The following is a 15168-nucleotide window of genomic DNA, read 5'->3' as shown; positions in this document are numbered from 1 at the left end:
GGCAAGAAAAAAAGTCAAAGCCAAGAGATGCCTGACTTTGACTTTCTGTCTGTTGAATCAGAATATGCTGTGTGTTCTTCCGCCTATAGCCATGCGGGAAAGAACTTATTTTTTCGTTTCGTCGTCTTTTACTTCTTCGTATTCCGCATCGACAACGTTGTCGTCCGCTTTTTTGCCTTCAGCGTTTGCTGCGCCTTCAGCCTGCTGCGCTTTTGCCGCTTCTTCATAAAGCTTCATAGAAAGCTCTTGAACGATTGTTTGAAGCTCATCTTTTTTCGCTTTGATGTCTTCAATTTCGTTTTTCTCGATAGCGGCTTTCAGCGCGTCTTTCGCGTCGTTTGCTTTTTTCACTTGCTCTTCGTCCACTTTGCCTTCCAGATCTTTTAATGTCTTTTCCGTTTGGAACACAAGCTGGTCAGCTTCGTTGCGGACTTCGATTTCTTCTTTTCTCTTCGCATCAGCGTCAGCGTTTTCTTCCGCTTCTTTTACCATGCGTTCGATCTCATCATCAGAAAGACCTGAAGAAGATTTGATTGTAATGTTTTGTTCTTTTCCTGTGCCTAAGTCTTTCGCTCTTACGTTTACGATACCGTTTTTGTCAATATCGAAAGAAACTTCGATTTGCGGTACGCCGCGCGGTGCAGGCGGGATATCAGTAAGCTGGAAGCGGCCGAGCGTTTTGTTGTCCGCAGACATCGGGCGCTCACCTTGAAGCACGTGAATGTCAACAGCCGTTTGGTTGTCAGCTGCAGTTGAGAATACTTGAGACTTGCTCGTCGGAATTGTCGTGTTGCGGTCGATCAGTTTCGTGAACACGCCGCCCATTGTTTCAATACCGAGAGAAAGCGGTGTAACGTCAAGAAGAACAACGTCTTTTACGTCTCCCGTGATGACGCCGCCTTGAATCGCTGCACCCAGCGCTACAACTTCATCAGGGTTTACGCCTTTATGCGCTTCTTTACCCGTTTCTTTTTTGATTGCTTCCTGTACGGCAGGAATACGTGTTGATCCGCCGACAAGGATAACTTTGTCGATTTCGCTCGCAGAAAGATCCGCATCTTGAAGAGCCTGACGGACAGGAGCCATTGTGCGCTCAACAAGGTGAGCGGAAAGCTCTTCGAATTTAGCGCGGGTCAGTGTCAGCTCAAGGTGAAGAGGACCTGCTTCTCCCGCTGTGATAAACGGTAAAGAAATTTGTGTAGATGATACGCCGGAAAGATCTTTTTTCGCTTTCTCAGCCGCATCTTTCAAACGCTGAAGCGCCATTTTGTCTTTTGAAAGATCAATGCCGTTTTCTTTTTTGAATTCTGCTACGAGATGATCGATGATGACTTGGTCAAAGTCGTCCCCGCCAAGACGGTTGTCACCGGCAGTTGAACGGACTTCAAACACGCCGTCGCCAAGTTCAAGAACAGATACGTCAAACGTACCGCCGCCAAGGTCGTAAACAAGAATCGTTTGGTCTTCGTCTGTTTTATCAAGTCCGTATGCAAGCGCTGCTGCAGTCGGTTCGTTGATAATACGCTCTACTTCAAGACCGGCGATTTTACCGGCATCTTTTGTCGCTTGGCGCTCTGCATCGTTGAAGTATGCAGGAACCGTGATAACAGCTTTTGAAACTGTTTCGCCGAGGTAGCTTTCAGCGTATGCTTTCAGATGCTGAAGGATAATAGCTGACACTTCTTGAGGCGTGTAATCTTTTCCTTCGATTTCCACTTTATAGTCAGTACCCATATGGCGTTTGACAGACATGATTGTGTTAGGATTTGTGATTGATTGGCGTTTCGCCACTTCCCCTACTTGGCGCTCGCCGTTTTTAAATGCAACGACTGACGGAGTCGTACGGTTTCCTTCAGCGTTGGCGATAACTGTAGGCTCTCCGCCTTCAAGCACTGCCACACATGAGTTTGTCGTACCCAAGTCAATTCCGATTACTTTACTCACTTTGAATTACCTCCTGCTATGTAGTTATTGATTCACTTTTACCATTGAAGGACGGATGACGCGATCCTTCAGTTTGTAGCCTTTTTGCAGTTCTTCGATAACAATATTGCTGCCGAAGTTTTCATCTTCCACCTGCATGACGGCTTGGTGAAGGTTCGGATCAAATTCCTGACCGACAGCTTCGATGGCTTCAACGCCTTCTTTTTCAAGTGCGTCCATCAGCTGGCGGCGGACCATTTCCATACCTTGCAGCAAGCTTTTTGTCTGCTCGCTTTCAGCTTCTACCTGTAACGCCCGTTCAAAGTTGTCGAGAGCCGGAAGGATTTCCGTTACGACGTTTTGAGAACGGTATTTCTGAGCAGCTTCCATTTCAAGGCGGCTGCGTCGTTTATAGTTTTCAAAGTCTGCTTGAACACGCAAAAGCTTGTTTTCTTTTTCATCAAGCAAACCCTGCAATTCATCAATTTGGTGCTGAAGGGCTTCTTCCTGACCTGCCGTTTCTTCATGCTGCTCTTGTGAAGCCGCTTGTTCTGCCTGTTCTGTCACTTCTTCTTGTTCTGCTGCTTCGACCTGTTCTGCGGTTTGTTTTTCTTCTGACATTGTGTTCACCTCCCTCAAATGCTGTAAAAAGATGACTGAAAATGATTGCCAAAATTCCCTTATTCATCATACAAACTTGTGAATGCTTTTGACAAGTCCGAAGTCACGTGCTGCAGCAGGCTGACGACTCTTGAATAATTCATGCGCGTCGGCCCGATGATTGCGATTGATCCGATCTGCTTCGTATCAACTGTATAGGTGGCCGTGATTAAGCTGCAGTTTTCCATTTCTTCGTAGTCGTTTTCTTTCCCGATTTTGATTGAAATCCCGGCTTTTGATGACTGAAACAGCTTCAGAACATCCTGCTCTTTTTCAATTAAAGATAAGAGCGAGCGGACCCTTTCAATATCGTGAAACTCCGGCTGATTCAGCATGTTGATCTTTCCGCCGAAAAACAATTTCTCAACGTGGGCCGCCGGATGGAATGTGGAGCGGAGCGATTCAAGTATGCTGTCATAGTTGGCGATATGCTGCCTTAAATATGTGACAACCTCTTTGAAAATGCGCTCATTCAGTTCGTCCATCGGCACGCCCGCTAATCGATCGTTTAATATATTGACCAGTTTTTCAATATCGGCCAAATCCACTTTAGCCGGGAAATTGATGGTGCGGTTTTCGACATGCCCCGTGTTCGTGACGAGGATGGCGACCGCCTTATCCGGCTGGATCGGAACGATTTGAATCTGTTTAAGATAGTTCTCGCTCAGCGTCGGCCCGAGGACAATCGATGTGTAGTTTGTCAGGTCGGACAGGATTTGCGCTGATTTTTGGACTGTTTTTTCCAGCTCGAAGATTTTTTCTTTAAATATCGAGTGAATTAAATCCAGATCGGTTTTTGTCAGCTTGACGGGTGACAGCAAATGATCGACATAATACCTGTACCCTTTTTCCGACGGAATCCGTCCTGAGGATGAATGGGTTTTTTCAATAAAGCCCAATTCCTCCAAGTCAGCCATCTCGTTTCTGATCGTTGCAGAGCTGAATGTAATCTCGTCTTTTTTTGAAAGAGTTCTTGATCCTACAGGCTGCGCTGATTGTATAAAATCATTAATAATCACTTGCAGGATCAACAGCTGACGATTTGTTAACATCATCATCACCCCTGTTAGCACTCAAGGTCAGCGAGTGCTAATTCTATATCAAAAGTAACAAACCAAAAGAAAAATGTCAATTATAACTCACCCAAAAAAGCGCCAAAAACCTCATTTCCTAATAATTTGCCCTCATGCGTTAATGCAACCGATTCTTCCGTGTCACAGATCAGGCCTTTTTCGGTTAAATCTTTGAGAACATCGGGAAACAGTTCGTCGACCGAGCGTCCGAATTTATCGAGAAAAGCTTGCTTTTGTACGCCGGACATTTTTCTGAGACCGAGGAACATTTCTTCTTCAATCTGCTCCTCCCGTGTCACCTCGTGCGTGTCACGGTAAGGCAGCCCCTTTTCTTCGATGAGCTGAATGTAATGTTTCACAGGCCCGGCGTTGACGGTGCGCGTGCCGCTGATATACCCGTGAGCGCCTGCGCCAAAACCGAAATACGCTTCATTGCTCCAATACGTCAGATTATGCTGCGACTCGTATCCTGGCTTTGCAAAGTTACTGATCTCGTATTGACGGATGCCCGCTTCACTCATCTGCCTCATGACCGTTTCATACATCTCGGCCTCTTGTTCTTGCGCCGGGAGATGCAGGCGGCCTTTTTGCATTAAATTATAAAACACCGTTTTCGGCTCTACGATCAGCGAGTAAACGGAATAGTGCTCCGCATCAAGAGACAAAGCCGTTTTGACGGAATTGTCAAGATCGGCCAGCGTCTGACCCGGCAGGCCGAACATCAAATCGAGACTGATGTTGTCAAAGCCGAGAGCCCTCGCACGTTCAAAGGAAGTGAATACGTCCTTTTGTTTATGCACTCTGCCGATTTTTTGTAAAAGCTCATCTTCAAAGGTTTGAACACCGAAGCTCAGCCGGTTGACACCGGCATTTTTCATGATTTTTAATTTTTCCGGGGACAAATCATCCGGATTCGCTTCCGCGGCAAATTCTATGAGTCCGTCAGAAGGCTTCAGCACGCGGTGAATGGAATCCATCAATTTTTCCAGCTGGGCGGGTAAGAGCGATGTCGGCGTGCCTCCCCCGATAAAAATCGTGCGGAGATCAGGGCGTCCCGTCCGTTCTATTGTATTTATCATTTCCTTTTCGAGTGAGTTTAAGTACTCATCGACAGGCTGGCTCTGAATAAAATATTTATTGAAATCGCAATAGTGGCAGATATGCTCACAAAACGGAATATGAATATAAGCTGATTTCATTTTGAAACACCTTCTTCTTTACAGAAAGAAGCCGCAGCGCTGGACTGCGGCGGCTTCCGTTATTTTTTCGGGCTGTCATCCATTTTAAGAACGGCCATAAACGCTTCCTGCGGCACTTCTACCGAGCCGACCTGCTTCATCCGGCGTTTTCCTTCTTTTTGTTTTTCAAGAAGCTTCCGTTTCCGCGAGATGTCTCCTCCGTAACATTTTGCAAGGACGTTTTTCCGCATGGCCTTAATGGTTGAGCGGGCCACGATTTTCTGTCCGATCGCTGCCTGCACGGGCACTTCGAATTGCTGGCGGGGGATCAATTCTTTCAATTTTTCGACGATGACTTTCCCGCGCTCGTATGCGTAATCGCGGTGCACGATAAACGACAGCGCATCAATTTTTTCTGCATTCAGCATAATGTCCATTTTGACGAGTTTGGACGGTTTGTAGCCGATCAGCTCGTAATCGAAAGAGGCGTACCCTTTCGTGCTGGATTTCAGCTGATCAAAAAATTCATATACGATTTCCGCAAGAGGCATCTCATATACAATGCTGACTCGGTTGGCGTCTAAGTACTGCATATCGATAAAGTTGCCCCGTTTCCCCTGACAAAGCTCCATAACCGCTCCGACGTAATCGTTCGGTACCATCATCGTCGCTTTGACATAAGGTTCTTCCACCCGCTCTATTTTCTGCGGGTCAGGCATGTTTGACGGGTTATCCACGATGATCTTTTCGCCGTCCGTCATATAAACGTCATAAATAACGCTCGGCGCGGTCGTAATAAGGTCAATTTTAAATTCCCGTTCAATCCGCTCTTGAATGATTTCCATGTGAAGCATTCCTAAAAAGCCGCAGCGGAAACCGAAGCCGAGGGCTTGTGACGTCTCCGCCTCGTATTGAAGAGATGAATCGTTCAATTCAAGTTTTTCCAGAGCTTCGCGCAAATCATTATATTTGGCTGTGTCAATCGGATAAAGTCCGCAGTATACCATCGGATTGAGTTTGCGGTAGCCCGGAAGCGCTTCTGCCGCAGGCTTAACCGCGCTCGTGATCGTATCACCGACACGGGTGTCGCCGACGTTTTTGATTGCGGCTGTCAAATAGCCTACGTCACCGACTGTCAATTCGTCAGCCGGCTGCGCTTTCGGCGTGAAGACGCCGACTTCGATGACTTCAAACTCTTTTCCGGTTGCCATCATTTTAATTTTCTGGCCCGGTTTGACCGTTCCTTCTACGACTCTGATATACGCGACGACTCCGCGGTACGCGTCATAAAGCGAGTCAAAGATGAGCGCTTTCAGCGGAGCTTCCGGATCTCCCGCGGGAGCCGGCACTTTTTCTACGATCTGTTCTAAAATGTCTTCGATGCCGATGCCCGCTTTCGCTGAAGCGAGGACGGCGTCTGAAGCGTCAAGGCCGATAACGTCCTCAACCTCTTGACGCACACGTTCTGGCTCTGCGCTCGGAAGATCGATTTTATTAATGACAGGAAGAATCTCAAGATCATTATCAAGCGCCAGATAGACGTTCGCCAATGTCTGCGCTTCTATTCCCTGAGCCGCATCAACAACGAGAATCGCGCCTTCACAGGCAGCCAGGCTTCGCGAAACTTCATATGTAAAGTCGACGTGTCCGGGCGTGTCGATGAGATGGAATATATATTCTTCTCCGTCTTTTGCTTTGTATTTCAGCTGAACGGAATTTAATTTGATGGTAATTCCCCGTTCGCGTTCAAGGTCCATTGAATCAAGCAATTGTTCTTTCATTTCCCGCTGGGTGATCGCCGATGTTTTTTCTAAAATCCGATCCGCCAAGGTCGATTTGCCGTGGTCTATGTGGGCGATGATGGAGAAATTCCGGATTCTTGACTGCCTCTCTAAACGCTTTTCTTTATCTGTCACAATCTATCACTCCTACTATTAAACGCAAAATACACTAGCTTAGATTATATCAATAGGATTGTAAACATTCAATTAAAACAAGAAAGAGAAAAGCTTCCTTTAAGGAATCATCCGCTTTTCTCTTCATCAATGCTAACGGTTCAGTTTCGAAACCCACTCGTACATCGCCTGCGCCGAGTCCGTCACGGTATTTGAAAGGGTTTCTCCGGCTTTTGAAAACAGGTTGAAGGTTTCCGCCTGTTCCAGCTGTTTTTGTTTTTCTTCCAGATCTTTCGCCGTAACGGTTTGCCCCAAAATGGAAGCTTCTTTTTCCTGTCCTTCTCCGCCGCCGAGCGTGAATGCTCCTTTTAAAGAGGGATCTTTGTATCCTTTCATATCAAGCATTCCGCTGTTTGCCTGCTGCATGCCGAACAAAACGCCGACAAACATGACAATAGCGATCAGCAGGCATTTGCCGGTAAAACGGATCATTTGCATCACCTGATTTCTATTGTTTTTTCTTCTCTCCTGATTGCGAGCTGACCTTGTCTGCATCCCAGTACAGTTCGCTGAATACATCGGCCGCGGCATCTGATGCGCGCCTCAGTTCTTCAAGATTGTTATCCACGCCCCCGAATTCCAGCAGAAGCGACCGGTCGTTTAAATCCTGGTTGTACACTCCATTATCTCCCGGAGAGCCTTTTGATAAAACACCGACGCTTAAGCCGGGGTATTTTTTCTCCATCAGCTTATGAAGTTCACTTGCGAGTTTATAGTTTTCTTCAAAATTAGCGCTTTTTTTGCCGACGACGATGGCGACCCTGGCATAGCTTTTTCCTTTGATGTCGGCTGTCGTATTTTTCTTGCGGCGGGAATCCCGGTGAATGTCTATGGTATATTGCAGGTTTTTATTTTTGGCGAGCGCGCTTTTTACGACCGGCCTTGATTCGTCGTAGCTTCGCGCATAATTTAAACCGTCTTTGTTCAGGCGGGCCTGAATGTCGGTTTTATCTACGGTCGCTCCTACACCTTGCGCTTCAAGCGCTTTTCCGAACATATCTCCGACAAGCGTGACATTGGCCTTCGAATGGCGGGCGTTATCCGGATTTGTTTCCCCTTTTAACAGAGGAAGATAGGATTCGGTATTATGAGTGTGGTAAATAAAAACGACTTTTTTGCTGCCTGTTGAATGTTTCGGCGGCGCCTTTTCTTCTTTTTTCGTTTTGTTTTCGATTTCTGCCAGGTTCACTTCTTTTTCTTTTTCCATCACCTTTGACGGCGGCGGGGATTCAGCAGGCATATTCGTATAATCAGTCCCCTGCCCCGCCAGAAGGATCTCCGTATCGTATTGGGCAAATCCCGGCAGCTCACGTCCCAAGAAACTCCGCGGGTCTTCCATATTAATGCTTGTCGCCAGTTTTAAGGAAAGCCGGGACAGCTGAAAAGAGTCTTTTTCAGGAAGCTCTGAGGCGAAATAATGATTTTCCATACCGAGGAGGTGTGCAAACGCGTCACCCGGAAGTTCTCCGGCAATTCCGTGAAGAGAATTCGAAGAAAGCCTCAGTTCAGGGCGAAGCGATGTGAGCACACCCGATAATACGAAAATAACGATAAGGCTTGTCATAAACAAAAACATGCCCTTGAGCGCATTTCCACCGTTTACTGCAACGACAATTTGACGGTTTCTGCGTTTTTTTCTCATGATTTGAATCCCTCCAGCGCTTGTCTAGTAATTACTCTATGAACAAGCTAGAGGAGGTAGAACCATTTTAATGATTATAAGAACCTTTGTTATCTTGTGACACTTTTTCATGAAGGGCGGTGTTTAACCCGTTTGCAAGCACGTTCGCCATATCATCAATAAAGGTGTCAATCTCCTTCGGCGTGACCATCAGATTATGGCCGAGCGGAGAGAGCACTTCGTGAATCAGCTGGCGTTTTTCGTTTTCGTCCAGTGTGCCGACAATACCGAGAAAGGATTGGCGTTCTTTTTCTCCGGGAAGGTCTTCGTCTGTCAGCACCTTCTTTTTGCCGAAGTTCATTCCGGCGGGCACCAGAGATCTTGACGGGCTGTCATCTTTCATCTCTCTGCCGAAATGCTTTAATATATAATCCACCGTATCGCTCGCGATCGTAACCGCATCAACGACAGTCGGTACCCCGATTGCGATGACGGGGATGCCGAGCGTCTCCTTGCTTAATTCTTTTCTCTTATTGCCGACGCCTGATCCCGGGTGAATGCCCGTATCAGAAAATTGGATGGTCGTGTTCACCCTTTCAACGGCTCTTGCCGCAAGAGCGTCTACCGCAATCACAAAATCCGGCTTTGATTCTTTGATCACACCTTGAATAATATCGCTCGTTTCAATTCCCGTTAATCCCATCACACCGGGAGCAAGCGCGCTGACCGGCCTGTACCCTTCCTGTACGTTTTCCGGCTGAAGCCTGAACAGATGCCTTGTCACAAGAAGGTTTTCGGTCACGAGAGGGCCGAGCGCATCCGGCGTCACATTCCAGTTGCCGAGACCGACGATCAAACAGCTTGCATCCTTTGGAATCTTTAATGCCGACAGATAGGCGGAAAATTCCTCGGCAAACACTTCCGTTACTTTTTCCTGCATGTCAGAGTCGTGTTCCCGAACCCCTTGAGCCTCGATCGTGACATAGCGTCCCTGCTTTTTCCCCGATAGCTCGGCGCCTTCTTTGGTAATATCGACGGTTCTGACTTTAATGCCGCCCTTGTCGCGTTCTTTTTCAATAAACCCGTTTATTTCTTTTGTCTGACCGGCTTGTCCGTCTTTTACCGCCTGTTTCGTTTCTACCGCTAAATCCGTCCGTATCAGAAATTGATTGACATCCAGTTCATTGTTTTTCACAGGAAAGACCTCCTTCAATCATCGTGGTACATAGTGTGGCCATTTACAAAACGAATCATGCGAATTTACCCATCAACGAAAAATACTTTACATTTATATTGCAATCTAAAGTTCTGTTTGATAGAATACAATTTGTTCTATTGTGAAGAAGATTTAACCTTAAGACACTGTGCTACAGGTTGTATCTTAGGAGGTGAAACACATGCCAAACATTAAATCAGCGATTAAACGTACAAAAACAAACAACGAACGCCGCGCTCATAACGCGACAATCAAATCTGCTATGCGTACTGCAATCAAACAAGTTGAAGCTTCTGTTGCTAACAACGAAGCGGATAAAGCGAAAACTGCTCTTTCTGAAGCAGCGAAACGCATTGATAAAGCAGTGAAAACAGGTCTTGTACACAAAAATGCCGCAGCTCGATACAAATCTAGACTTGCGAAACAAGTGAACGGACTTTCTGCATAATACAAAAACGATCCCTTTAACGGGGATCGTTTTTTTCATTCAGTCCGGAGAAGCTCAAGGAGAAAGAGCTCCAGCAAGAGCTGCTTGTCCTTTTTCCCCGTTTTCATTTCATAATCCATCACTGCGAGCCTTTCTATAATACGCCGCAGCTCTTCTTCAGAAAATAGCCTCGCCTGATCCATCGCCAGCTTTACCCGGAAGGGGTGCACCTTTAAGTTGGAAGCGATTTGCTTTTGGCCGTATCCTTGTCCCGCAAAATACTTTGTCTGCATAATCAGACGGAATTGGTTGGCGATCAGCGCCATAATTTTGATCGGTTCTTCGTTTTGTTTTAAAAGATCATAAAATATTTGAAGACTTTCCGTCCGTTTTCGGTTCACGATTTTGTTGATCAGCTCAAAAATATTCTGCTCCAAACTTCTTGCGACAAGCTCCCGGACATCTTCAAGCGTGATCTCATGTCTGTCACCGGTGTAGGCGGAGAGTTTTTGTATTTCCTGATATATGGAAGACAGATGGCCGTTTGCAAGCAGAACCAAATGCTCGGCAGCTTCTGTATCCATCGTTTTATTTTCGGATTTCGCCAGATTAATCGTAAAATCAGTCGTCTCCTTTGCATTCAGCTCCTTAGCTTCAATCATAAGGGCTTTTTGCTTCAGCGCTTTCGTCAGCTTTTTCCGTTCGTCCAGCTTTTCATACGGAGCCACAATCACAAAGACCGTATAAGGCGCAGGCTCCTTCAGGTAAGTCTCCAAAGCGCTTGTATTATGCTCTATTTTTTCTTTCTTTTTTTCCCCTGTTAAAAAAGACGGATTTTTTACGATAACCAGCCGCTTCTCTCCCATAAACGGAAACGTTTCCGCATCGGTTATGGCCTGGTCAAGCGGATCCTCTTCAAGATCAAAAACAGATAGGTTAAAATCTTTAGTCTCCTCATCAACGACAGCTTGTCTGATCCGGCTGACAGTCTCTTGGAGCAGATACGTTTCTTTTCCGTATAAGCAATAAACGGAGCGGACATCCCCTTTTTTCAGGGCTTTCCAAACATCAAATACCATGATCGTATGACTTCCTCTCTTTCTTGATCCCCTTCTATCCTAAATTGAGTTCGGCAAATAGTAAAGAGGAAGCTTTAAAAAGGACAGCTCCCTCATTTATAATAAACGCCTGATTCACAAGCTCCCGGGTCTGCTTGTAAAAAGGCGATAATCACAAGAACAGAAAACGTTACCATCACTTCTAGATTTTTCAAAACAATTCCAGTATACTTAGGGAAGTCAGGAGGGATGAAATTGAATGATTTTGAAAAAAACGTTCAAAGCAAACGAAATGATGCTGTTGACTCAGCTGTCGGTTTTGTCGTGTCCTTCGGATTTTTCGCCTTTTTGTTCGTGATGGCAACAGCCATCCATCTTATCGGCTCTTAGCCGCATTCCGGGCTGCTGTCAATCGGCAGTCTTTTTTACTTCTTGCGCCCTGGTTTCTTCTATATCATATGGAGGGAAGACGGAAAACGTTCCGGCGCCTTTTTCAAATCTGTATTGAATCGTTCCGCTGATATCGGTGCGAAGCACATTGACAGAGTACGCCTTCAAACGATCCAGCACTTCTTCGTGCGGATGATGGTATCGATTCTCTTTTCCTGCTGAAATCAGCGCTGCTTCCGGCTGAAGCTGTTTCAAAAAGGCTTCACCCGTTGAGCTTTTGCTGCCGTGATGACCCGCCTTCAATATATCAGCCTTCAGTTTCGGATACGTTTTCAGCACTTCTGTTTCGCCGTCCGATTCTAAATCTCCCGTCAAAAGCCAGCTCACTCCGCCTAAAACCGTCCAAAGCACCAGTGACGAATCATTTTTACTCTTTCCGTCAGACGACTCCGGAGACAGCACCTGAAACTGAAGATCACCGGCTGTAATGGTGTCGCCCCGCTTTGCTTCGGCAACGGGAATGTTGTTTTCTTTCGCCATATTTAATATGTTCTGATCCTTCGGTTCTTTTACGAATCCCACGGGGACAATTAACCGTTTGACTCTATGATTTTTGATTAACACTCCGGCTTCCCCGATGTGATCCTGATCCGCATGGGTTAAAATCAGCGCATCCAGCTTTTTCACCCCTTTTCCGTTTAAAAACGGAATCAAAACCTTCTCGCCGATAGAATACGGGTGGCGTTTTTCTTTCCATGATTCTCCGGGATAAGCAATCACTCCCCCTGTATCAACCATTACGGTCCCTTTGCGGTGAGGCGCGCTTATAAACAGCGAGTCTCCCTGCCCGATATCAAGCATATCCGCTTCTCCCCATGGACTGAAATACGGACGGCATATTAAATAAGCCAAAACCGCGCAGAAAAAAAGAGCCGATTTCCTGAGTTTTAAAAAACCTCCCTTTTCTAAAGCCGCAAAAAGCGTAAAAATGGAAACAGCAAGCAGAAGAAGGGAAAGAAAGTCAGGCTTTAACACAATCACAGTAAATAAATCAACGGATGCCGCATATGTAATGAAATCATGCACAGGCTTCATCACAAGGTCAAACATATTAAACAAACATTCTCCCATCTGCCTTGAAAGTAAAAGAAGAAGGAAACCGATGACAGAAACCGGAATGACAAATAACGTATAAAATGGCACCATCACCATATTCATCGGAAAACTGGCAAGTGAAATTTGCTGAAAATGATAGAGAAGAAACGGAAGTGAGCTGAGCTCTGCAATGAATGAAGCCATCGCAAGCCCGGCAAGTCTGCTTTTCCCTGCTTTCTTTAAAATGGAGGATGACAGAATTAAAGAGGCGCTTACCGCAAAGGAAAGCTGGAAGCCCGCCTGCCAAAGGAGGTAAGGATTAAACAGCAGGAGCAGCAGATAAGACAGAGACAATGCAGCAGAGGAATGAATGCCGCGTTTAACAAGAGTTCCGGCGATATAAAATCCCAGCATGAGGGATGCGCGCAATACGGATGGGGCGGCACCGCTCAGCAGCGTATAGACCGGCAAAAACAGCAGCAGCAACATCCCCGCCTTTTCTCTAGTCAGCCCGATTCTGATCAGAGCATAAAATAGTCCTGCCGTAATAAGACCGACATGCATTCCGGAAATCGCCATTAAATGAACGACTCCCAAATTTTGATATGCACTCAGTATATCGTCTTCTATAGAAAATCTTTCACCTAAGGTCAGCGCTTCAACAATTCCGGCGGAAGATTCAGGCACGTGATTCCGAATGATCGAAATCAAATTTTTTCTGATGCTCAGCAGTTTAAACAGCGGCTGTTTGGATTTTTCACACTGCTGAATAGAAGTCACGGTAAATAACCAGTGAATCTGCTGAGAGTAAAGATATTCCTTATAATCAAAACCCCCGGGAATCGTCGCATGTGCAGGCTGTTCCAGAGAGCCTGTAAACGTGCAGCGCATCCCCGGTTCAAGCTGTTCAATGAGTCTCTTTTCTTCAAGAGACCGGATTTTGTACGAAGCCGCCCATTTTTCCTTGTCATGTGTACGGATAACGGCTGACATTTTCGCTCCGTCAACCTTCGGAATATTAGTGATGACGGCCTGTTCAGTATAACTGCCGGCCTGATACCGCGTTACATTCGCAGCGTCACAAACCGTATAAAGAAAGAAATAAACACAAAAAGAAACGAGGCAGATGATAACCGGAGCAGGCTGCTTTGTTTTTATCATAATAAAGAGAAGATACAGAAGAAAAAGGAGCAGAACCCAGAAGACATGAGCGGCGGCAATCCCCGCAGTTGCAGATACCGCCGCCAGAGGCAGAAGAAGGTATTTATATTTCATTTATACGTAACTGGTAAACAGCTCATTGGCCTGTTCATGAATTTTTTTCAGTTCATCTGCCTTAACTCCCGCATCAGATAATTGCTGAATCAGACCTGCGACAAAAGACAATTTTTCGCGGTTTTTCAGATCGATGATCATTTCATCAAGTTCGACCTGCTCCACCTTGACTCCGGCTTGGCTGAACAGCTCTTTTGCATAAGGCTGTGTTTTGTAATCTTCGGCATAATAGACCGTTTTGATGCCTGCCTGGATAATTGATTTGCAGCATTGAATACAAGGATAATGCGTCACATAAATTTCGGCGCCCTCCGTCGGAACACCGAACTTAGAACATTGCAGAATCGCATTCATCTCTGCATGTATGGTCCTCTGGCAATGATTATCTATTAAAAGGCATCCTTCATCAGCGCAATGGACGCCGCCGGCGATTGAGCCGTTGTATCCGCCGGCAATCATCCGCTTATCTCTGACTACGGTTGCCCCGACTGACAGTCTCGGACATGTGCTTCTCAGCGCCAGCAAATGGCTTTGCGCCATAAAATATTGATTCCATGAGATTCGTTCCACAAGTGTTCCCTCCAAAAAGTCTTGTTGCTTTTCTAAGTTTACATAGATTTAAGCAGAACCGTCAATTCACTTTACCGTAATGGAAGTTTTTATCCGCTCAAATGACTTTTCTCCAAAGCCTGATACATTCATCAAATCTTCAGCAGTCTGAAACCGTCCGTTTTCTTCTCGGTAGGCGATAATGGCTTCCGCTTTTTTCTGCCCCACCCCGGAAATCGCCTGAAGTTCGTCCAGAGATGCCGTATTGATATTGACAGCTGCATTCTCCTTTTCACCAACTGCTGTTTTCGGGCGATTCTCCTCTTCGCCTTCACTCGGAATATAAACAATCGTCCCGTCCTGCAGCTGCTCTGCTAAATTAACATTCAATTCATCCGCCTTTTTCTTCAGGCCGCCGGCTTTTTCAATGGCTTGCGTCACTCTGTCTCCCGCTTTCATTTCATACACGCCGGGATTTCGGACCGCTCCTTTCACATCAATCATAATCTTATCGTCTGCGGTGTCTTTTTTGTCCGCGACGGATGCGGAGGCTGTTTGACCGAGCACGGACTGCTGTTTGACCGGCTCTTCCTTTTCAGAACGAAACAGCCAAATACAGATAAAAACCGCCCCTGCCGCAAGACAAGCGCCCAGAATTTTCAGGTTCCGCCGCATCCGCTCCGTCATCATCGCTTTCGTCATATTGCATTGCCTCCCCGCATAAGGTTTAGAGGATTAAGGGAAAAAG

General features: G+C 46.2%; 13 protein-coding genes and 2 pseudogenes. 2 read left to right on the top strand and 13 right to left on the bottom strand.

All coding sequences use genetic code 11. The features are described 5' to 3' along the window. Window positions 1–105: 105 nt before the first annotated feature. The 8 genes from dnaK to gpr all read right to left on the bottom strand — a co-directional run bounded on the left by dnaK (window position 106) and on the right by gpr (window position 9605). Window positions 106–1944: a molecular chaperone DnaK gene (gene dnaK, locus C5I45_RS07315; protein WP_003152893.1), complete on the bottom strand. Its 1839-nt coding sequence runs from the start codon at window positions 1942–1944 to the stop codon at window positions 106–108. Between the two features lie 24 nt (window positions 1945–1968). Next, entirely contained in the window at window positions 1969–2544 is a 576-nt protein-coding gene (gene grpE, locus C5I45_RS07310; RefSeq protein WP_003152892.1) for a nucleotide exchange factor GrpE, read from the bottom strand. 59 nt (window positions 2545–2603) lie between these two features. Beyond that, window positions 2604–3635, bottom strand: a complete 1032-nt coding sequence (gene hrcA, locus C5I45_RS07305) for a heat-inducible transcriptional repressor HrcA (protein WP_003152889.1) — start codon at window positions 3633–3635, stop codon at window positions 2604–2606. An 80-nt stretch (window positions 3636–3715) separates the two neighbouring features. Continuing rightward, the gene (gene hemW, locus C5I45_RS07300) at window positions 3716–4855 is read right to left on the bottom strand and encodes a radical SAM family heme chaperone HemW (RefSeq protein ID WP_088037413.1); all 1140 of its coding nucleotides are present in this window, start codon (window positions 4853–4855) and stop codon (window positions 3716–3718) included. A gap of 59 nt (window positions 4856–4914) precedes the next feature. Beyond that, window positions 4915–6750, bottom strand: a complete 1836-nt coding sequence (gene lepA / locus C5I45_RS07295; protein ID WP_013352938.1) for a translation elongation factor 4 — start codon at window positions 6748–6750, stop codon at window positions 4915–4917. Window positions 6751–6882: 132 nt separating this feature from the next. Continuing rightward, window positions 6883–7221: a YqxA family protein gene (locus tag C5I45_RS07290; RefSeq protein ID WP_003152882.1), complete on the bottom strand. Its 339-nt coding sequence runs from the start codon at window positions 7219–7221 to the stop codon at window positions 6883–6885. Window positions 7222–7237: 16 nt separating this feature from the next. Then, window positions 7238–8431, bottom strand: a complete 1194-nt coding sequence (spoIIP, locus tag C5I45_RS07285) for a stage II sporulation protein P (RefSeq protein ID WP_003152880.1) — start codon at window positions 8429–8431, stop codon at window positions 7238–7240. A gap of 67 nt (window positions 8432–8498) precedes the next feature. After that, entirely contained in the window at window positions 8499–9605 is a 1107-nt protein-coding gene (gpr, locus tag C5I45_RS07280; protein ID WP_003152878.1) for a GPR endopeptidase, read from the bottom strand. Between the two features lie 202 nt (window positions 9606–9807). Here gpr and rpsT point away from each other — a divergent pair, with 202 nt between their 5' ends. After that, window positions 9808–10074: a 30S ribosomal protein S20 gene (gene rpsT / locus C5I45_RS07275; protein ID WP_003152876.1), complete on the top strand. Its 267-nt coding sequence runs from the start codon at window positions 9808–9810 to the stop codon at window positions 10072–10074. 16 nt (window positions 10075–10090) lie between these two features. On the opposite strand, the pseudogene holA reads toward rpsT, so the two are convergent. Both holA and C5I45_RS20215 read right to left on the bottom strand, forming a co-directional pair. Beyond that, window positions 10091–11132, bottom strand: a pseudogene (gene holA, locus C5I45_RS07270) (DNA polymerase III subunit delta). Between the two features lie 39 nt (window positions 11133–11171). Continuing rightward, window positions 11172–11326, bottom strand: a pseudogene (locus C5I45_RS20215) (hypothetical protein). A gap of 40 nt (window positions 11327–11366) precedes the next feature. On the opposite strand from C5I45_RS20215, the gene C5I45_RS07265 reads away from it, so the two are divergent. Beyond that, a complete protein-coding gene (locus tag C5I45_RS07265) occupies window positions 11367–11501 on the top strand; it encodes a YqzM family protein (protein WP_003152870.1) in 135 nt (44 codons plus the stop codon). Window positions 11502–11519: 18 nt separating this feature from the next. On the opposite strand, the gene C5I45_RS07260 is transcribed toward C5I45_RS07265, so the two are convergent. From C5I45_RS07260 to C5I45_RS07250, 3 genes are all read right to left on the bottom strand, one after another. Then, window positions 11520–13871 carry a DNA internalization-related competence protein ComEC/Rec2 gene (locus C5I45_RS07260; RefSeq protein WP_107994305.1) on the bottom strand — a complete coding sequence of 784 codons (2352 nt, stop codon included), beginning with the start codon at window positions 13869–13871 and terminating at the stop codon, window positions 11520–11522. Continuing rightward, window positions 13872–14441 carry a ComE operon protein 2 gene (locus C5I45_RS07255; protein WP_003152868.1) on the bottom strand — a complete coding sequence of 190 codons (570 nt, stop codon included), beginning with the start codon at window positions 14439–14441 and terminating at the stop codon, window positions 13872–13874. A 66-nt stretch (window positions 14442–14507) separates the two neighbouring features. After that, the gene (locus tag C5I45_RS07250) at window positions 14508–15122 is read right to left on the bottom strand and encodes a helix-hairpin-helix domain-containing protein (RefSeq protein ID WP_015387983.1); all 615 of its coding nucleotides are present in this window, start codon (window positions 15120–15122) and stop codon (window positions 14508–14510) included. Window positions 15123–15168: the final 46 nt, after the last annotated feature.

Origin of the sequence: Bacillus sp. ZY-1-1, from assembly GCF_003047165.1 — a bacterium.
Classification (GTDB): domain Bacteria; phylum Bacillota; class Bacilli; order Bacillales; family Bacillaceae; genus Bacillus; species Bacillus velezensis.
This window is presented reverse-complemented; position numbering and strand designations above follow the sequence as displayed.

Excerpts from the sequence above, each read along its gene's own strand:
- grpE (WP_003152892.1), bottom strand. The coding sequence starts at position 2,544 with ATGTCAGAAGAAAAACAAACCGCAGAACAGGTCGAAGCAGCAGAACAA.
- hrcA (WP_003152889.1), bottom strand. The coding sequence starts at position 3,635 with ATGTTAACAAATCGTCAGCTGTTGATCCTGCAAGTGATTATTAATGAT.
- hemW (WP_088037413.1), bottom strand. The coding sequence starts at position 4,855 with ATGAAATCAGCTTATATTCATATTCCGTTTTGTGAGCATATCTGCCAC.
- C5I45_RS07290 (WP_003152882.1), bottom strand. The coding sequence starts at position 7,221 with ATGATCCGTTTTACCGGCAAATGCCTGCTGATCGCTATTGTCATGTTT.
- spoIIP (WP_003152880.1), bottom strand. The coding sequence starts at position 8,431 with ATGAGAAAAAAACGCAGAAACCGTCAAATTGTCGTTGCAGTAAACGGT.
- rpsT (WP_003152876.1), top strand. The coding sequence starts at position 9,808 with ATGCCAAACATTAAATCAGCGATTAAACGTACAAAAACAAACAACGAA.
- C5I45_RS07260 (WP_107994305.1), bottom strand. The coding sequence starts at position 13,871 with ATGAAATATAAATACCTTCTTCTGCCTCTGGCGGCGGTATCTGCAACT.
- C5I45_RS07250 (WP_015387983.1), bottom strand. The coding sequence starts at position 15,122 with ATGACGAAAGCGATGATGACGGAGCGGATGCGGCGGAACCTGAAAATT.